The organism is Janthinobacterium sp. LM6, assembly GCF_002002885.1.
GTDB classification, from domain to species: domain Bacteria; phylum Pseudomonadota; class Gammaproteobacteria; order Burkholderiales; family Burkholderiaceae_D; genus Janthinobacterium; species Janthinobacterium kumbetense.
This window is the reverse complement of the sequence record NZ_CP019510.1, coordinates 3434917-3455017: the sequence shown is the minus strand read 5'-3', so window position 1 is coordinate 3455017 and position 20101 is coordinate 3434917. Positions and strand designations below refer to the sequence as shown.

6 protein-coding genes are annotated in these 20101 nt (G+C 68.7%); 4 read left to right on the top strand and 2 right to left on the bottom strand.

Annotated features, from left to right (window positions below; translation table 11 throughout):
• Nucleotides 1-69: 69 nt before the first annotated feature.
• The 3 genes from BZG29_RS15135 (at nt 70) to BZG29_RS15125 (ending at nt 15828) form a co-directional block, all read left to right on the top strand.
• Nucleotides 70-3738, top strand: a complete 3669-nt coding sequence (locus BZG29_RS15135; RefSeq protein ID WP_077404339.1) for a hypothetical protein — start codon at nt 70-72, stop codon at nt 3736-3738.
• Entirely contained in the window at nt 3735-5234 is a 1500-nt protein-coding gene (locus BZG29_RS15130; RefSeq protein WP_077404335.1) for an endonuclease/exonuclease/phosphatase family protein, read from the top strand. Before BZG29_RS15135 ends, BZG29_RS15130 begins: the two co-directional genes overlap by 4 nt.
• Before the next feature lie 67 nt (nt 5235-5301).
• Nucleotides 5302-15828, top strand: coding sequence for a LysM peptidoglycan-binding domain-containing protein (locus BZG29_RS15125; RefSeq protein ID WP_216350307.1), 10527 nt, complete (start codon nt 5302-5304; stop codon nt 15826-15828).
• Nucleotides 15829-15841: 13 nt separating this feature from the next.
• On the opposite strand, the gene BZG29_RS15120 is transcribed toward BZG29_RS15125, so the two are convergent.
• Nucleotides 15842-16792, bottom strand: a complete 951-nt coding sequence (locus tag BZG29_RS15120; protein WP_077404332.1) for a 2-hydroxyacid dehydrogenase — start codon at nt 16790-16792, stop codon at nt 15842-15844.
• Between the two features lie 112 nt (nt 16793-16904).
• On the bottom strand, nt 16905-17594 hold the full coding sequence (locus tag BZG29_RS15115) for a hypothetical protein (protein ID WP_150130922.1): 690 nt from the start codon (nt 17592-17594) through the stop codon (nt 16905-16907).
• A gap of 234 nt (nt 17595-17828) precedes the next feature.
• Between BZG29_RS15115 and BZG29_RS15110 the strand changes: the two genes are divergently transcribed.
• Nucleotides 17829-20027, top strand: coding sequence for a TonB-dependent receptor (locus BZG29_RS15110; protein ID WP_077404326.1), 2199 nt, complete (start codon nt 17829-17831; stop codon nt 20025-20027).
• Nucleotides 20028-20101: the final 74 nt, after the last annotated feature.

Genomic DNA, 20101 nt, shown 5'->3' with positions numbered 1-20101 from the left:
GATTGCGTTGCCGCGCGGCAGCCATGCCGCCGCATCGCAGCCCGAGTCGCGTCTTGAGTGGAGGTTGTCATGGGTTTCAGTTTCGTCGCCACCGATCCCGCCAGCAAGGTCAGCCTGTATGAATCGCCGCCGCAGGCGGACCATGCCTGGGCCGGCTACCTGCTGCCGCCCGTCGCGCCGCCGGCCACGCCCCCGGACAGCATCAGCTATGCCGACAGCCTGTCGCCGCAGCGCATGGGCAGCTACGTGTTTGCCAGCGCCCGTCCGGCGGCGCTGGACGCGGCGCCCGGCCCCTTCATCGCCGCCCTCGTCGCCTATATCGACCGGCAGTCGTCGGCGCCGGGACTGAACCTGAACGCGCTGCTGTGGCTGCGCGACACCGATGCGGCGCCGTCTGATTCCTTCAAGAACTACGGCTGCAGCTACACCTATAACCAGCTGACCATGGGCTTTGCCACCAGCACCAACGTCAATTTCCGGCTGGGACAGGACCTGCTGTTCAACGTGCTGTCCGGCGTCGGCCTGTCCATCGACGCCGTCAGCGGCTGTCTGCGGCTGTCCGCGCCGCTGGCGACGCCGCCGGCGCTGGCCTTCCAGCGCAACGCCGGCGACATCGGCATACGCGTCACGGGCAGCGGCAGCACGATCCGCACGTTCGTGCCTTTGGCGGGCGCGAATGCGGGCTGCCTGACGTTTACGGCCACCGTCAACCCTCCCGTCACCTTCGGCCCAAGCGGCCTGGCCGTCGGCTTCCCCATGACCGCGCGCGATACGGCCAGCGGCCAGCTGCAGCAGCTGTTCTACCCGGCGCTGAGCGCGCCCGCCAAGCTGTCGGCCAGCCTGGCCTGGGTCGGCACGGTCGACCCGCTCGATCCCTACAATCAGAAGCTGTCCGCCCAGGCGAGGCTGGAAGGGGTATTGCGCTGCGGCTTGCTGCCGGCCGACCGGCCCGCCTTGCCGTCCACCTACCGCACGGCGCTGGGCCATGCGACGACCTTGCGGCCGCTGGGCGCCGCCAGCGGGCAGCCGCCCGTGATCGGCCTGCAGTCGGGCGCCCTGGCCTTTGGCTGCGCCGCGCGGTCACCGTCTGCGCCCGCGACCAGCAAGGCCCTGCTGACGCCGGCCGGGCGCTTCGGCCTGAGCGCCACCGGCCAGGCTGACGGGACGCAGACAAACTTGTTATGCGGCATCTTCGGCTCGGAACAGCTGAGCATGACCACCTATGACGGCGGCGCGCCGGAGAATGACAGCCTGCTGTTCGTGCCCGCCTCGCCCGCCTACGCGCCCGTCTTCCCGTTCCAGGCCGCGACCCTGGACTTGCCCGATTCCGGCAACGTGGCCACGCCGCTGACGGCCGTTTACCTCAGTTGCTGGGCCAGCGTGCTCAAGGGCGGCGCGGCCATGCCGCAATACCATGCGGAGCCGGCGGGCAGTCCCATGTACGGCCTGCCGCCGGCCGCCCGGGCGGCCGCCTTGCTGCGCGCCGTGGCCGCCGATACCGTGCTCGCCTCGACGCCGCCCGCGCTGCCCGTGCCGCAGGGCGCCGCGCACGCCTTTCCCCTGCTGCCGTATGGCGGCGCCGTCAGCGGCGGCCCGCTGGACATCGACGCCGCCCTGCTGTCGAGCTTTGAAAGCAGCATCGTGGCCGCCACGCGCAAGGCCGTCATTTCCAGCGGCGCCGGCGCCACCTGGCAGGCGCGCGCGGCCGCCAGCCGCCGCGTGCGCGGACTGGCCGCCGGCGAGGCGGTGGCGGAAGCGCCGCACTACCGCACCACGCCGCAGGGAGCGGTCGCCACCGTGTCCAGCCAGGCGCAGGACCAGGACGCCTTCCTGTCGGTGACCCTGGGCCAGACCCTGGGCGGCGGCGGCCAGGTCTTGCCGTTCGGCTTCCGCTTCCCGGACGCCACCTTGCAGGATGCCTTGCAGACCAACCAGCTGTTCCTCGTGGCCGTCAACGCGGCCCACCTGTCGGACGGCGGCGCGCGCTTCGACAATACCGTGGGCATCGCGGGCTGGACCATGCAAGCGCAGGTGGGCGTCGGCGTGACGCCCACGTCCTACCGCAACGTGATGCTGCTCAAGTATTGCAGCGGCAGTGTCAGGGACCGCGTCGCCAATCCGAACGCCTGGTCGGGCGCGCCCGATTTTTCGCTGGCCGCCGACGCCGGCCCCGGCGTCCAGGGCATCGCCTACACGGGGCTGTCGCAGTGGCTGCAGGACCTCATCGAAGCGGCCGAGGTGCTGGCGGCGGACAAGCCCGAATCGCCGTACCGGCATTTCCTGGAACTGGTCAGCGATCCCGCCTGGACGGGCGTGCTGGTGCTGCAGGCGGACCTGGATCCGTCCAGTCTGCCGCCCGGCCTGCAGGGCATCGCGGCCGGCCTCGACCTGACGCGCTTCGTCGCCCACCATTTCGGCTTCACGGCCAGCCGCGTGACGGTGCATGGCGACGGCAGCATCACCCTCGACGGCAATTCCAGCACCTTCGGCCTGGTCGACTATCAGGACCCTGCCTTCGCCGCCGGCCAGCGCAACGGCTTGCCGCCCGATACGCCGATCGCCCTGCCCGACACCGACAACTATGCATTCCGCGTGCTGCAATTGCAGGTGCTGTTCGACAATGCCGTCATCAAGACCTTCAAGAGCTACGTGCAGCTGGCCGTCAACGGCCTGCTCGGCTCGCGCGTGACGGCCACCACCTTCGGCGGCAATGCGATGCCGAACAACGGCGTGGTCCTCGACGGCAGCTATATCGACCAGAACGGCACCGGCATCTACATCTTCGAGCAAGCCACGCCGTCGATATTCAGCCTCGACAGCAATCTGCTGCGCCACGTGGCTTTCCAGCGCATCCAGTTCAACTGCCTGGGCACCACCGACGCGGGCGCGACCGTGCTGAACCGTTTTTCCGTCTGGGGCACGCTGGACTTCGCCAGCCTGGACGACCGCGCGGGCGCCGCGCTGGACCTGCTGTCGTTCGGCGCGCTGGCGCCGGACCTGCCGCCGGACGGCGCAGGCCTGGCCTTTTCCAACCTGGTGATCGACATGCGCTATCCGCAGACGACGCCGTCGGCCGTGCGCTTCGACGAGGTGACGGCCAGCCTGGCCTACGACCTCGACGCCAGCCAGGCCAGGCCGGACAGCCTGTTCAAGGGCTTCGGCCTGGAACTGTCGGGCTTTATCGCGGCCGCCGACGGGCAAAAGCCGGCCGATTTCGGCTTCCTGCCCGTCAGCACGGCGCTGAACCTGGGCACGCTCGACGGGCCATGGCACGGCGTCGTGTACGACGTCACCATGGGCGGGCCGGGCGCGCTCGTCTCGGCCGCCGGCTTCCACTCGACCCTGCTGCTGGCCTGGTCGCCCGCCAGCACGGCTGGCGACGACGAGCAAGCCGTCTTCGTCGGTCTGTCGCTGCCCGGCGCGGCGCCTGGCGCCAGGCTGATCAGCCTGCAAGGCATCTTCAAGCTGGCCATCGACAATATCGGGCTGATGCGGCAAAAAGTGCCCGACGGCGACTCCTACTATTATTGCCTGCGGCTCGACAACATCGCCATCAAGTTCCTCGGCATCGCCAAGCTGCCGCCCGACGCGAACATCCAGTTCTTCCTGTTTGGCGACCCGAAGAATACGGGCAGCCTGGGCTGGTATGCCGCATACATCGCCGATGCGGCCGCCCGCCAGGAGCAGGCACTGGCCGCGCTGCCATTGCCTGCCATTTCATTGGGGAGCGCAGCATGACCAACGTCGTGTACTGGAATATCGAGAACTTCGGCATCAACAAGGTCAACAATCCCAGCCGCAAGCGGCCCCGCTATGGCGAAGGCGGCCGCTGCGGCGGTAACCTGCCGGCCGTGGCCGCGCTGCAGCGCCGCAACCACATCCTGACCATCCTGCGCGCCACGCAGCCCGATATTTTCGTCCTGATCGAGGTGTCGGCCAGCGCGGCCGGCGTCGGCGACCTGGCGCCCGACACGGGCGGCCTGCAGGGCGCGATCTTCCTGCTGCAACAGCTGCGCACCGACCCAGCCGACCCCAACCGCGCTGCCTGGCGCATGGTGCCGCCGCTGAAAGTCGGCACGGGCGGGCGCACGGAATCGGTCGCCGTGCTGTACCGCGGCATATCGGGCACGGTTGGCACGCCCACGGAAGTGCGGCGCTATTTCACGGGGCCGAACGTGTGGACGGGCGGCGGCGTGTCGGCCGTGGCGGCCGGCGCCGTGCCCGCCGCCTACCCGGCCGGGGGCGCCGGCACGCCCGACATCCAGGATTTGCTCAACCCGCAAGGCCAGCCGGCGCGCACCATCCCGGCCGGCGCGCAGTACAACGGCGGCCTGGCCGAGGGCATGGCGGCGGCGCGCATCGCCTTCGCGCCCGCGCCGGCGCCAGCCACGCCGCCCATTGCTGGCGGCCTGGTCAATTTCAACGGCTTGCGCCAGCCCTTCATGGTCAGTTTCGTGGAAACCAACCAGGCCAATGCCATCACGCGCAACCTGACCCTGTTTGCCGTGCATGCGCCGCCCAACCACGGCGGCGCCACCAATTTCATCAATATCCTGCTGCGCGGCGTGCTCGACGTGGCGGCGGCGCCCGCCGGCGCGCCGCACAATGAAATCAAGCTGATCTGCGGCGACTTCAACCTGAACGCCATCTACGCGCAGCCGCCAGCGGCAGGCGGGCGGACGACGGCCTACGACCAGTTGCGCGCGATCAACTACATACCGCTGCTGGACCCGCCGCCCGTCATGCCGGCGGCCGCCAACCTGACGCTGGACGCGTATCAGGGCTATCTGGCCACGCATATCCGCCCCAAGCGCACCAAGCAGCAGCTGACGCAGCAATCGCGCTTCCTGTGGTCCGACAATACGGCCGGCGGCGCGTTGGTGGCGGCGCCGTATCCCGGCTATAACTATATCGGCAGCGATATGGTGAGCAACTTTTTCTCGATCGACAATATGCTCGTCAACCCGCTGGTGCCGGCGAATAACTACCAGTTCACGGTGATGAACCCCGTCTCGGGCACGCCGTTCACGGTGGCGGGCGCCATGCCCCCGGGCGTGCCCACCGGCACGCGCGCCCTGCCCGCGCAATTTCCGAACGTGCCTGCCGGCATGGTCTGGCCGCAATCGCCGGCGGCCGTGTATGCCGTGGGCCAGGCGCGCACGCTGAACGGCTGGGCCAATTACGGCTACCTGCGCAGCACCAGCGACCACCTGGCGCTGTTTGCCGTGCTGTAGACAGAGCGTCCGGGCGGGTGCGAGCGTCCGCCCCGGACATCATGACTGATTCAAGGAGCAAGTTCGTATGGCCACCACCGATACCGCGCTGGAAAACCTGCAGCAAGCCATCGTCAACGCCGCCAGCAGCGGCCCGTTCGCCCTCGATGCCGCCTTCCTGGAAGCGGGCCTGGCCGACCCGGACGTCGCGCCGCCCGAAAAATTCGACGCCATCATCGGCCAGGCATTCCAGATCGACGCGGCGCAGTTCCTGATCAGCTGCGCGCCAGCCGACGTGGGCGCCGTCAGCGACGGCGTGTTTACGGTCAGCAAGGCGAGCCTGCCCTTCATCGGCGGCCTGCTGCACACCCCGGCCACGCTGGTGTTTTCCACCCAGCCTGCCGCCGCGCGCACGCCGGGCGACAACGACGATGACGACGGGGATGACGCGGCCGTGCTGGTGGTGCAGGCGGCCGCCAGTCCCGCCGACTGGAACTGGGACAGCAGCTTTCCCTTCATGGGCGGCTGGCCGTTCAGCGAGTTGCCGTTGTCGGGTGCGCTGCTGGTGTTTTCCAGCGCCGACGGCGTCTATCCATGGGGCGGCGACGGCGCGCTGCCCGTCACAGGGGGCGCCAAGCAGAATCTCAGCGCCAGTGTGGCCCTGCCCGCCTTCGTGACGCCGTTTCTGGAACTGTTTTCCGACCTGGCGGCGCCGCCGGGCAAGCTGCAGATCGGCGGCTACCTGGACATGGCGCTGTACGACGGCAAGACGTTCGAACTGGGCGGCCTGATGCCCAGCGGCGTGCTGTCGGCCACGCTCAGCGAGCTCGACTGCACATTCGCCGGCTACCTGCGCGTGGCCGCGCCCAGCCTGACCGTGACGATCCCGCCGCCCGTCGATGCGCCGCCGCCCGACGCCCTGCTGCTCGACGACGGCATGCAGCTGCTGCTGCGCGGCGAAGGCGAACCGGACGACGAGGAAGCGGCCGACGGCGACCAGGCCGCCACGCTGGCCCTGACGGCCACGCTCAGCGTGGAAGGCGCAGGCGCCGCCGATTACACGCTGTCGCTGCTGCTGCAGCCATCGAACGCCGAAGGCGACGGCAACTACGCGGTCAGCCTGGAAGCGGGCAGCGACGGGCCGCCCCTCAGTCCCGCCGCCGCCATCGGCCTGATCGGCGGGGGCGCCAGCTATTTCCGCGCCACCCCGGCCGTGCTGCAGGAGTTCCTGACGTCGTTCGGCCTCGGCGGCATGACCATCAGCGGCAGCATCCCGCCCAAGGCGGCGCCCACGGTGGACCAGGTCACGCTGCAGCTGCGCAGCGTGCGCGATCTGAGCTGGCAACCGATCCCGGCGCCCACGCCCGAGCTGAGCTTTACCGTCACCTCGTTCTTCCTCGACTGGACGGCGTACCAGCCGCTGGCGAGCAAGGCCAGCGGCAAGTCGCGCTATGAATACCTGTTCGGCACCACCTTCACGCTGTTGCCCACGGTATTTCGCAACCTCGACGGCACGCCGGGCGGCGAATTCGAGGTGCAGTTCAACTCGGCGCAACTGTTCCAGGCCAACTTTCCCGGCAAGGCCACGCTGTCGGATTTCCTGTCCGTCGTCTCGAACGGCCTCGTCAGCCTGCCCGACAGCATCCAGGCCGAGGTGTCGAATATCGCGCTGAGCATAGACGGCGCGGCCCAGTCCTTCGCGTTTTCCAGCGACTACGCCATCAGCCTGTCCTTCCTGACGGTGGGCGGCGCGCCCATCCTGAGCATTTCGGATGGCCAGATCAGCCTGTCGGGCATCAGCGCCACGGTGGCCGCGGACAAGCAGGAAGGCGCGTTGATCCTTGTCGATGCCGGCAAGGCGGGCGCCGGCACGGCCTGGGCCGGTTCCATTTCCGGCTTGCTGGGCGTGGGCGCCAGCCTGCAGGCGGCCGTCAGCGTGGCCTACAGCAGCCAGGAAACGCCGCCCCGCTGGACCCTCTCCGCCTCGCTCGCGCAAGAACTCGACGTGGGCGAGATGATCAAGCAATTCTTTGCCGCCGGCGGCATCTATGATTTCCCGGTCTTCTTGCCGGGCAACCTGAAGATTTCCGCGTTCGCCATCGACGCAGTCATTCCCAGCGGCAAGCCCAGCACGGACCTGGCCACCAGCTACACGGTCGACACCACCTTTACCTGGCTGTTCCTGCTTGGCCAGCAAGAGATCGGCTTGCAGAAAGCCACGCTCTCGGTGCAGTATGACGGCGCCAAGCCGGCCGCGCAGCAATTCTCGGGCAAGGCCGATGCCGTATGGATCTATACCGCCATCAATCTGAAGCTGGGCTTCGGCTATGCGTTCCAGCCGACGGACAAGGGGCCGAACCACACGCTGTACGTGAGCTGGGAAGGCTTCACGGCAACCTATACCAGCGGCAACGAGATGCTCAGCTTCACCCTGGCGGGCTGGTCGCTGGGCAGCCTGATCCAGGCGCTCGTGCGCACGCTGGGCGATCCGTATTTCGTGCTGCCGTCGCCGTGGGACTTGCTGAACCAGGTCACGCTGGACGGCCTGTCCGTCAACGTCTCGCTGAAAACCGGCGAAAAGAACCGCCTCAGCGCCACCTACACGCTCAGTTCACCGCTCAACCTCGGGTTCATCGTCATCCGCAGCATCGTCTTCAAGCGCAATACGGACGGCAAGGTGACCCTGGCGCTGGACGCCACGGTGCCGCCATTGCTCAAAGGCAGCATGGGCGACCTGCTGGACCCGGCCAAGGGCCAGGACGTGGAAGAGATGCCCAGCGTGCCGGGCGCCGGTTCCAGCTATTTCAAGGTCTTCCTGCTGATGCTGGGCCAGCGCGTGGCCATCAACGGCGCGTCCGACTTCAGCTCGACCAAGGCCGTCATCGACGCGCTGGCCGGCGTGCCGCCCACCACGGGCAAGAACAATCCCGTCAACCCGGGCAGCGGCGTGCACGGCCAGCCGTACTACCAGCCGGACAGCAACTGGCTGATCGCCGCGCATTTCGGCGTGCTGCAGACCGCCGGCGTGTGGGCCGTCGACGTGCAGATCGTCTTCAACGATCCCAACCTGTACGGCCTGCGCCTGACCCTGGGCAGCCCCAAGATGGGCGGCCTGGCCGGCCTGGTGGTCGATATCCTGTACAAGAAGATCAGCGACGACGTGGGCCTGTTCCAGATCGACTTCACCTTCCCCGACAGCATACGCAACCTGAACTTCGGCGCCGTCAGCGTGGTGCTGCCGATGATCGGCATCAAGATCTATACGAATGGCGATTTCCTGATCGACATCGGTTTTCCCTACAATATGGACTTTACGCGCTCGTTCAGCTTCAGCGCCATCGTCTACGGCGTGCCGGTGCTGGGCTCGGGCGGCGTGTATTTCGGCAAGTTGTCGAGCGCGACGGCGACGCAGGTGCCGAAAACCGAGCTCGGGTATTTCAATCCCGTCATCGTCTTCGGCCTGGGCCTGCAGCTGGGCCTGGGCTACAACTTCGTCAAGGGGCCGCTGAAAGCGGGCTTCGCGCTGACCGTGTTCGGCATCATCGAAGGCGTGATCGCCACCTACCATCCGTACGACCGCAGCAGCGCGGTCGCGCTGGCCAACGCCGGCGCGTCCGGCAGCGTCCAGGAAAGCAGCTACTTCAAGCTGACGGGCACGTTCGGCGTGATCGGCATGCTGTACGGCGAAGTGGACTTGAAGATCATCAGCGCTTCGCTGCTCGTCAATATCACCGTGTCGGTGCAGATCGGCTACGAATCCTACCGCGCCATCCCCCTGTCCGTAACGGCCTCGGTGCGCATCAGCCTGCGCGTCAAGATCGACCTGGGCATCTTCAGCTTCACCATTTCCGTGGGCTTTTCCGCCACCGTCAGCGCGCAATTCCGCATCGGCAGCGACAGCCGCGCGCCGTGGGATGGCGGCGGCGCGCTGCGCCTGGACAGCCTGGCGCGCGGCCGCGCGCGCACCTTGCCGATGGAATTGCAGGCCGCCATGCTGCGCGCCGGGCCGCGCCGCCAGCCGCGCCGCGTGCTGCGCACCGGTGCCAAACCGGTGCTGCAACTGGTGACGGCGCCGCAATTCACGGTGCTGGCGCCGCAGGGCGCCACGGCCAGCAGCGCGCAGCAAGGCGCGTTCGTCTGCCTGTTCGCCATGGATGCGCCGGACCCGGCCGCCGGCGGCGCGGGCACCGGCACGACCTCGTTCGACCTGCTGTGCACAGCATATTTCCCGTGGCTGCTCGACGCCCTGCAGCCGGCGGTGCGGGCCGACGGCCCGGCGCTGGACCTGGTTGCCGCCGCGGCCGCCAGCGTCACGCTGGCGCAGCTGGTGGCGGGCATCCAGGTGCTGGCCGACCCCGCCATGCAGCCGTTCGGCATGGGTGATCTGCTGCACTTCCTCGGCGACAGCTTCACCGTGAACATCAGCGCGCCGGGCGCCAATATGGACGGCGCCACGCTATTCCCGCTGTTCGACGGGCTGCGGCTGAACGTCCCCGACCCGCAAGGCGGCGCCGGCACGCAAGCGATCGACCTCGAGACCTACGCGACGGCGACTGAGCAGTACCGCAGCACGGTGGCCGGCGTGCTGCGCCAGGTGGCCGCCAGGGTAGGCAAGGCGCCCGCCAAGCCCGCAATGCTGGCGCAGGACGACGCTGAGCCCGAATCGATGGCGGCCTTCATCTTCGTCGACGTCTTCAGCCTGATCGGCCGCGCGCTGCTGCAATCGGCCATCGATGCCTTCGACAATTACAGCTATGCGCTGCAGCCGGGCGACAGCATCGCCGGCATCGTCGCCGCCTTCAACCGGGCCGGCAACGCCATCGACGCGGATGACGTGTCGCTGCCGAATGCCGCGTATCCGCTGAACGGCGCGCTGCCGCTGCAGGTCGGCGGCCTGTCCGACGTGATCCAGGCCGGCGATACGCTGGCGGCCATCGCCGCCCGCTACACGGATCCGGCCGGCGCCGGCGGGCGCTGGCAAACCACCGCGGCCCAGCTGATCGGCGCGAATGCCGAACCGCGCGCGCTGCGCACGGGCGTGACGCTGGTCTTCGACTTCGGCGCCGGCGCCGTCAGCCACGTCACCGCGCCCGGCGACAGCTTCGGCGCCATCGCCGCCGCGCTGGGCGTGCCGCTGGCCGCCCTGGCGCAGCAGGCATCGCTGTATGCGCGCGCCGACCTGCTGCTGCCGACGGCCATCCTCGCCGTGCCGCCGCTGGCCTATACTTCCGTCGCCGGCGATACCCTGTCCGGCATCGCCAGCCGCTTCGCCGCCACGACGGCCGCGCTGGGGCGCGACAATGCCGGCGTCGCCAATCTGTTCGCCGCGGCCCCGGGCCGGCTGGCCATCGCCCGCCTCGACGCCTTGCCGCTGGAGCAGCTGTGGCAAGGCGTGCAGGCGAGCGGCGCCGTGGCCCAGGCCGCCGGCCAGGTCGCGCGCTTCATCACCTATGGCTTGCGCCTGCCCGTGGCGCCGGGCCTGAGCCTGTCGCCATCCTTCCTGTATAGCAAGACGCAGACCGACTACGCGCTGTACCAGCTGACGGGCCAGCAATTCCCCACGCCCGCCAGCGCCGCCGGCGGCTACCGCATCGGCCTGGGACGCAATGCCATGTCGCATGGCGTCGCCCTCGATTTCATCACCTTCGCCGGCGCGCCCGGCACCAGCCTGCCCATCGACCTGGGCGCCGCCTACGGCTTGCTGTCGGGCGTGCTGGCGTATGCGCAGGCGGGCAGCTTCGTGCCGTCGCCTGCGCTGCAGATCCTGCCGCTGGCTTCCTTGCAGCCGCGGCAGTTCCCTGCGGCTGGCTACGCCGCCTGGATCACCGCCGACCTGGCGCGCCTGACGGCCGTGACGTCAGGCGCCGCTTCGGGGGTGCGCGCCGCCGCCAGCCAGGCCGCGCCCGCGCCGTATCTGTGGCAATTGCCCGACGCCATGCTGGCCAGCATCGCCCAGCGCCAGGATACGCTGCAGACGCTGTACCCCCAGGCGCCATACGCGGACATACTCGCCCTGATGCCCGCCTATCGTCCCCGCATCGGCAACACACCGCCCAACAGCAGCAGCACGGTGTTCCAGGACGTGAACGGCTATGCCTACGCCATGCGCGTGGACTTCCAGATCACGCGCATGCCGGCCGCCACTGTGGCCACCAACGACGCCAGCGGCACCGCGCTGGCCAGCGCCGCCACCCTGGCCCACGTCTACGAGCTGGTGGGACCGTCGGCCGCCGATGCCCAGCGCCTGGAATACCTGCTGAGCGGCATGGCCGCCGTGGGCGAAACCCTGGCGGCCGGCCTGTTCCTGCTGTACAGCGAAGGCGGCAGCGACCAGGTGGCGCTGACGGGCCAGGCCGATGCCGACTACCTGTGCTTCCTGACGCAAACCAATCTGTCCACGGAAAGCCATCCGCCGGCCAGCCGCATGCTGCTGGACGCGGCGGGGACGGCCATGCCGCGCGGCATAGCCAACAGCCCCTCGCAATTCATCAAGCTGCTGTGGGAGCAATCGGTGGTGCGCGGCGGCGGCTACTATCTGTATTTCGAGGACATGGTGTCGGGCGCCGGCCTGCCCCCATCCGTCTTCGACGCCACGGGCACGGCCACGCTGACCCTGGTGGTGCCGCTGGCGCGCCAGACGGCGGGCGCCGCCGACACCGTGCCGAACTTCGTCAACGCGCTGTTGACGACGCAGGCGATCGATCCGCAGCAGGACGTGCTGGTGTTCGAATCGTTGAGCAAGCCGGCCAAGAGCCAGCCTTTGGCCCTGGCCGCCACGCGCACCCTGAACGCCGTGGCCGCCACGTACGGCATGGGCGTGGGGCAGCTGGCGCGGCAAAACGCCGTGCGGCCGCTGCGCGCCGGCGCCAGCGTGCCCGTGGCCGGCATCCTGCACCAGCTGAACCAGCAAGACATGGCCGTGCCCGCGCAAGCGCTGGAGCGGCTGGCCGCGTATTACTCGGCAGGCGCCACCCCGCTGAGCGCGGCACAGATCGCCGCCTACAATCCCGGCGTGACGGTGGCGCTGGGCGCAACCATGCGCATTCCGCCGCTCGTCTATCGCGTGCCCGCCGCCTCTGACGGTCCCGGCAATACCTTCGCCGCCCTGGCCGCCTACTACGGCTTGTCGGTGGACGCCCTGGCCCTGGGCGCGGCCGACACCGAAGGCCTGTACGCCGATGGCGCCGTGCTCGACGTCGACAGCCTGGCCCTCGATGCACAAGCGACCTTGGCGCCGGGCAACCTGTCGTTCCAGCTCAAGCGCACCAACGACGGCGTGCCCGTGCTGCCGCCCGATCCCACGCCGCAGCAACAGCAGCAATATGCGCAAGCGACCCTGTCCGCGCTGTACAACACGCTGTCGGCCGGCCTGGGCCGCAACCCGTTTTTCCTGCCCAGTCCTTACAGCCTGCCTTTCGGACCGCAGGACCATGCGAACGACGGCGACGGCGACGGCGGCGACGCCGGCGAAGCGCAGCGCCGGCGCTATGCGGCCGCGGCCCTGGCCGATTACGACTACCGCCAGGCGCTGGGCTACCTGGGCAACGACAGCCAGGGACGGCCGTTCGCCACGCTCAATGCGGCACCGGCCAATCCACCGGCCGGCCTGCCGCCCGCCGCCGACAATCCCTACCTGGGCGTGGGCGGCCATGCGTCGCTGGCCCTGCGCTGGCAAGACCTGTTCGGCAACACCACCGTGACGCCGTTCGAGGCGCCGCCGGCCGGCTACACGGGCGCGCTGGACCAGGCCCCCGCCCCGCTGCGCTACACGGATCGCCTGCTGGGCCTGTCCGCCTGGCCGAAAGTCCAGGCCAGCTACCTGTATGGCACCGATGCGGGCGGCGCGCCCGCGCTGCTGCTGACCTTGCGCATGGATGGCCTGGCCTACGCCACGCCCGCCGATGCGATGCAAGACTTGCCCACCTACCAGCGCCTGTACTTCCAGCTGCACCAGGACTATACGGGCCTGGGCGTGCCCGGACTGAGCGGCAATGCGGTGAGCATCTCGCTCAGCAACTCCCTGCTGGCCACGCCGCTGCAGCCGCTGGGCGAGGCCCAAGCGCGGCAGGTGCGCGACTTCGCCGCCGCCTGCGCCATCTACCTGCAGACCCTGGCCGGCGGCGGCAGCGCCAAGGCGCCCGCCGCCACGCTGTCGGTGCCGGTGCCGCTGGCGCAACTGGCCGGCGCCAACCGCATCGCGCTCGACGTGGCGCTGGTGCTGACGCGCCAGGCCATCCTGCTCGATCCCGCGCTGGCGGCCCTGCCGGACGGCGCCAGCGTGGTCAGCGCCGTGCTGCCGCAGGCCGACACGGATGGCGGCGCGTCCAGCTACACCACGTTTGCCAAGGCGCTCGAAGCGTGCCTGAAGACGCCGCAATGGTCGATGCGCGCGGGCGCGGGACTGACGCGCGTGGGCAGCGCCGGCCAGCAGACGCAGCAGCTGTTCGCCGTGCGGTTCAGCGACACGCCCGGCCAGGGCATCCATTTCCGCCTGGGCCAGCAAGCCAGCTACTACGCGCCGTTGCCCGTCGCCAATTCGCTGGAAAGCCGCACGGTCAGCATCGACGCCTATCCAAGCAATACGCCGCATGCGCTGACGCTAAATAGCGTCGACCTGAACCTGTGGCTGCAAAGCTGTCTCGACGCCATCGACAAGTTCCTCTCGGCCACCTATGCGCCGCCCGCCTACATCCTCGATCGCCTCAACGGCGTCGCCGATCCGCTGCAGAGCGGCCAGCTGGGCCTCGTGCTCAAGGCGAAACAGACGCTGGCCGACGTCATCAGCGCCACGGTCAGCCCTGTGCTCAGCAGCAGCGCCGCGGACGAAGCCACGCGCGTCAGCGCGGCCGCCACCATGCGGCAGCAGCTGCTGACCACCCTGGGGCCGGCCTTTGCCGCCGGCGCCGTGGTGGTGTACGGCGTGGACCAGGTCACGGGCGCGGACGACAAAGACAAGGACGCGCCGCCGGCGCTGTACGGCCAGCCCGCCGGCGCGGGCACAGCCGACGGCGACGGCAACCAGAACTACACCTTGTTCCCGACCCGGCTGCCTTTGCTGGGCACGGCCGTGGCGGACCAGAGCCGGCTGTCATTCAACTTTATCTCGAAGAATGTCGAAGGCCAGGCCTATGTGCCGCTGGACTTGCGCTATCAGATCACGCACATGGAATTCGACCAGCAACCCGTGCCCGGCATCGAAAACTACATGCAAAGCCAGTGGCTGCTGTTCATCACCGGTCCGTTCGAGGTAGCGCTGGGCAATGGTACGCAATACATCCCCGTGCTGAACCGCGCCCTGCCCGTGCCGCCCACGGTCAACCGGCAGACCGCCACCGCGTCCGCCGCGCCGCAGGCCGGCCGCCTGCGCCTGGCCGCCGCTGGCTTGCAGCCGGCCCAGCTGGCACAGTGGGATTACGGCTTCAGCTACACCTATCGCCAGGCGGCGCAGGATGCCGTGCACGTCAGCGTCGTGCTCAACGTGCCGCCGCAGGTTGCCAGGCTGTCCGCGGCGACCGGTCCCGACCTGTTCACGGCGCTGGCCGCCTTCGTCAGCAACTATCCGCTGATCTCGGCCGACCTCGACGCGTTCCTCGCGCCCCTCGACGGCAAGCAGGACACGGCCGATAGTATCGCCAAGGCAACTCTGGCCACCACCGCCTTCCAGCAGCTGGTGACCCAGGTGGCAGCCAGCTATGGCCAGCATTTCGGCGCGGCGCGGCTGGCGGCGGCGCAAGGCGAGACCAGCGTGGCCGTGGAATTCGACGCGCGCCTGGAAGACCATGGCGGCGACGCCTGGTATGCGCTGCTCAATGTCACCGTCGGCGGCGCGCCCGCCACCTACGACCCGCAGGCCGGCACCCTGAGCAACGGCATCGTCAGCGTGCCCGTGCCCGTGCTCGACATCGATGCGCAGCAGTACCGGGCCACGCCGGCCACGCCCACGCCGCCCGATGCGCTGCTGGCCTACCGCTACGCGGCCATCGCCGCCGCCGCGCCCGACCTGTCGTTTGCCGCCGCGCTGGCCAATACCGGCCGCGAGGTGCGCATGCCGGGGCTGAACGTGATGGTGTACAAGAACGCCCAGGCCTCGCTGTACGTGCAGCGCAACCGCTACCTGTGCCCGCCCAGCCAGACGCAGGTGTCGACCATGCCCGCCTTCCTGTACCAGACGCCGGTCGTCAAGTTCAGCGACCCCATCCTGCCACGCCTGAGCTGGCAAGGCTATGATTTGCGGCAAGTCGCACCGGTGGGCGGCAGCGACGTGGCGGCCTATATGCGGGGCTTCTTCAACGCCCTCTTCACGGGCGCCTCGGGCAGCGTGCGCATCGCCATGGATGGCAGCTATTCCTACAGCGTGATGCCGGCCGTGGCGGGTTTTCCCCGCACCTCGCTGCCGGTCAGCCTGCTGCCGGCCGTGCTGGCGCCCATCGATGCGGCCCAGCCGCCCGCCGCGCCCATGGCGCTGGTGGCCCAGGTGCAGCAATGGTATGACACGCAGCAGCCGACCACGGATGGCGGCGCCGCCATGGATTTCCGCCTGAACTTCTTTACGGACGGCGCGCCCGAGCAACTGCTGCTGTCGCTCGAAGACGTGCGCTGGGTGGTGCGGCCTTGACGCGGCGGCAGCGTCAAGGCACGGGTGTGAGCAGCGGCAAGCCGGCAAAGTGGGCGGCCAGGTTATCGACCACCAGTTGCCCCATCGCATGGCGCGTTTCCACGGTCAGGCTACCCACGTGGGGCATGAGCACCACGTTCGGCAAGGCGCGCAGGGCGTTTGGCACGCGCGGCTCGTCCGCAAACACGTCGAGGCCGGCCGCGCCCAGGCGGCCCTGCTGCAAGGCGGCGATCAGGGCGTCTTCATCGACCAGGGCGCCCCGGGCGATGTTGATCAGCGTGCCTTGCGGACCGAGCGCGTCGAGCACCGTGCGGTCGATGCTCTTGCGCGTGGCCGGCGTGCCCGGCGCGCAAACAATGAGGTAATCGCTTTCCTGCGCCAGGGCCAACAGCGATGCGGCGCGTGGCGCACTCGCGCCGGGAATGGCGCGCGGCTGGAAATAGCGGACGTTGACGCCGAAGGCGGCCAGACGCAGCGCGATGGCTTGCCCGATCTGGCCGAAGCCGAAGATGCCGGCCGTCTTGCCGCGCAGGCTGGATGCGGGGGCGATGGCCTCGCGCCGTTCCCAGCCGCCGTCGCGCACGAAACGGTCGAGCGCCACGACGTGCCGCGCGCTGGCCAGCAGCAAGGCCAGCGCCAGGTCGGCCACGTCATCGGTCAAGACGTTTGGCGTGGTGGTGACGGCGATGCCGCGCGCGCGGGCCAGGTCGAGCGCCACGCCATCGAGGCCCACGCCATTCACGGCGACGATTTCCAGGTTCGGCAGCAAGGCCATATCAAAGGCGTTCAAGCCCAGCGCGCCCGTCGTGACGACGGCGCGGATGCCGGGTGCCCGCTGGGCCAGCCAGGCGTGGCGCTCGTCCGCCGGCACTTGCCACGCGTGGTGGCACGTGTATTGCTGTTCCAGCTGCGCGTTGACGGCAGCCGAGGGACTGGGGGCGAGGATGAGGAGTTCGGGTGGCATGGGCGTCCTGGGTCGTGTCGACAAGATTTGCAGACGCAACTTAGCATAGTTGGGAACCAGCCGGGGCTGAGCGCCCGTAATTGCCGTGAAAACCGTGTACCGCTTGGAAACTTTAGCCCGGACAAGGCACGCGTTTGACCTTGCCGCCCGTCCGGGCCGGGTCGGCGCCCGAGCCCGGGTTCTCGGCCATGCCGAAGCACGTGGCGCCGCCGGCGCTGACGACGCGCGTGGCGGGCCGGCCGTCGGCCGTCAGGTAGTCCTCGACGCGGAGGACGGGGCCGCCGCGCCAGGCGGAGGCGACCAGCTTCTGGAAGCTGCTTTCCCCCTTGAGGTCGGCTGCGGCCAGCCAGGGTTTGTCTTGTTTCAGTTCGCCGCGCAGGGCCTTGTCGGCGGCGCCCGCGGCCAGCCGGGCGCGCGTGCGCAAGTCGGCCGTGGAAGGCGCCGTGGCCGGCGCGGCGGGAAATTCCTCGGCCGGTACGGTGATCGCTTCCGCCGCCACGGGCGGCGGCGCGAAAAAGACGGGCGGCGCGGCGGGCGGCGCGACAGCCCGCGCGCGCGGCGAAGGAGCCGGCATGGGCATCGGCAAGGCCATCGGCGGCGTCTGCGGCAGCGCACGGGGCGGCAGCAAGGTCATGAACGCCACTTCCGTGTATTGCTTGAGTTGCCGCGCCGGCAAGAGCAGGAAATACAGGCCCAGCACATGCATGGACAGGATCAGCGCGACGGCCGCGCCCTTCAGGCTCAAGCCGCCCCGTATGCGCATGCGCATGGAAGCGGACGGTAAATGGCGAAGCAATGGCATGCGGTGTCCTGTGGGCGCGGGGCGCGATGGCATATTCTAGCGAAACTTGAATATGTACATTAATAAATCCACAAGGTATCGCCTGGCGCGCCTTTTTCCGCCGGATTCCAGCACCCTGGCCTGCCCGGTGTTGTACGAATGGCGACTTTTTTGCTCGCTTTCTCACACTTTCCCACGCGCTGCGCTGCGCTGGAATATAATGATAATCATTCTCATTAATATCCAAACAATACCATGCGCACCTTCCACCTCGTCCCTACCCCGTTCGCCCTGGCCGCCTTCCTGCTGGCCAGCGCCGCCGCCCACGCGCAAACCGCGCCGGCCGGCGACGCGCAAACCATGCCCACGGTCGTCGTCAATGCCTCGGCCGATGCGTCGGCGGAAGGACTGTCGAAGGCGTATGCGGGTGGCCAGGTGGCGCGCGGCGGGCGCATGGGCATCCTCGGTGCCGTGGACATGATGGACTCGCCATTCGGCAGCACCAGTTACACGCAGCAATTCATTGCCGACCAGCAAGCGCGCAGCGTGGGCGACTTGCTGCAGAGCGATCCGGCCGTGCGCATGTCGCGCGGCTATGGCAATTTCCAGGAAGTGTATGTGATCCGCGGCTTCGCCCTCGATTCCGATGACGTCGCGTACAACGGCCTGTACGGCGTGCTGCCCCGCCAATATGTCTCGCCGGAATTGCTGGAGCGCGTGGAAGTGTTCCGTGGCGCCAGCGCCTTCCTGAATGGCGCGGCGCCGGGCGGCAGCGGCATCGGCGGCGCCATCAACCTGATGCCCAAGCGCGCCGGCAACGCGCCGCTGACGGAACTGACCGTGGGCGTGGAATCGGGCGGCCACGCCTATGCGGCCATCGACGTGGCGCGCCGCTTTGGCGAGCAGCAGGAATTCGGCGTGCGCGTGAACGCCGCCAAGCGCCAGGGCGAGACCGGCATCCAGCGCGAAGACCACGACGTGGGCATGTTTTCGGTCGGCCTCGACTATCGCGGCCGCGGCTACCGCCTGTCGGCCGACGCCGGCTACCAGAATTTCGACCTGACATCGCCGCGCCCGTCCGTCGGCATTGGCAGCGTGGCCGTGCTGCCATCCGCACCCGATGCGTCGAAGAACTTTGCCCAGCCGTGGAGCTATTCGAAGGAACACGATGTGTTCGGCACGGCGCGCGCCGAAGTGGATCTGGCCAAGGATGTCGTGGCCTGGGCCGCATTTGGCTCCCGCTCGACCAGGGAAGCCAACAGCCTGGCCGAGCCGACGTTGACTTCGATCAATGGCGACGCCGAGGTGTCACGCTTCGACAATGCGCGCAAGCAGGAAATCCGCACGGGCGAACTGGGCATTCGCGGCAAGCTCGTTACGGGCGCCGTCAAGCACACCCTGGTGGCCAGCTGGTCAGGGCACTGGAATGAAGCGAAGAACGCGTATGCGATCGGCGACAAGTTTGCCACCAACATTTACGCACCGGCGGATGTGACCGCGCCGCCGACGCCATACACGGGCGGCATCATGAGCGACCCGCGCATCACCCAGAAAACCATCCTCAACAGCTACGCCCTGGCCGACACCATGGCCTTCCTCGACGACAAGCTGCTGCTGACCGTGGGCTTGCGCCGCCAGCAGATCAAGGATGCCGGTTACGACTACAACACCTCGGCGCCGCAAGGCAAGGCCTATGACGAGAGCGCCACGACGCCCGTGGCTGGCATCGTCTTCAAGGCCAGCAAGGACGTGTCGCTGTACGCCAACTACATCGAGGCGCTGGTCAAGGGACCGGCGGCCACGGGAACGTACGTGGAAAACGGCCAGCAGCTCAATGTCGACAACATGGGCGAGGTGTTTGCGCCGTATAAATCGAAGCAGAAGGAAATCGGCGTCAAGTATGACGGCGGCAAGCTGGGCATGAGCGCCGCCCTGTTCACGACAAGCAAGCCTTTGCTGGCCGTGGTCGGCAAGCGGGCCGAACTTGATGGCGAACAGCGCAACCGCGGCCTGGAATTGTCGGTTTTCGGCACGCCGATGCAGGGCGTGCGCCTGCTGGGCGGCTTGACCTGGCTCGATGCAAAGCTCAGCAATACCGGCGTGGCCGCCAACAATGGCAAGAAACCCATCGGCGCGCCGGAAACGCAGATGAGCGTTGGCGGCGAATGGGACGTGCCCGGTGCGCCGGGCCTGACCCTGAACGCCCGCACCATCTACACCTCGACGCAATACGCGGACCTGGCCAACACCAGGCAACTGCCATCGTGGACCCGCCTCGACATCGGCGCGCGCTACCTGACGCAAGTGGCGGGCCGTGACGTGACCTTGCGCGCCCGCGTGGACAACGTGACGGACCGCAATTACTGGTCGTCGGCCGTGTCGTCCTTCAATATCGGCTCGCTGGTGCTGGCCGCGCCGCGCACCGTGGTGGTGTCGGCCAGCGTGGCGTTTTAAAGACCGCGCGCCTGTCGCCCGACGAAAAGCTGCCTTCGGGCAGCTTTTTTTATGTGTGCGCGCCTGTGCCGCAA

Bases quoted from the DNA above. Each gene is read 5' to 3' on its own strand.
- BZG29_RS15125 (WP_216350307.1), top strand. From the start codon at position 5,302: ATGGCCACCACCGATACCGCGCTGGAAAACCTGCAGCAAGCCATCGTC.
- BZG29_RS15130 (WP_077404335.1), top strand. From the start codon at position 3,735: ATGACCAACGTCGTGTACTGGAATATCGAGAACTTCGGCATCAACAAG.
- BZG29_RS15135 (WP_077404339.1), top strand. From the start codon at position 70: ATGGGTTTCAGTTTCGTCGCCACCGATCCCGCCAGCAAGGTCAGCCTG.
- BZG29_RS15120 (WP_077404332.1), bottom strand. From the start codon at position 16,792: ATGCCACCCGAACTCCTCATCCTCGCCCCCAGTCCCTCGGCTGCCGTC.
- BZG29_RS15115 (WP_150130922.1), bottom strand. From the start codon at position 17,594: ATGCCATTGCTTCGCCATTTACCGTCCGCTTCCATGCGCATGCGCATA.
- BZG29_RS15110 (WP_077404326.1), top strand. From the start codon at position 17,829: ATGCGCACCTTCCACCTCGTCCCTACCCCGTTCGCCCTGGCCGCCTTC.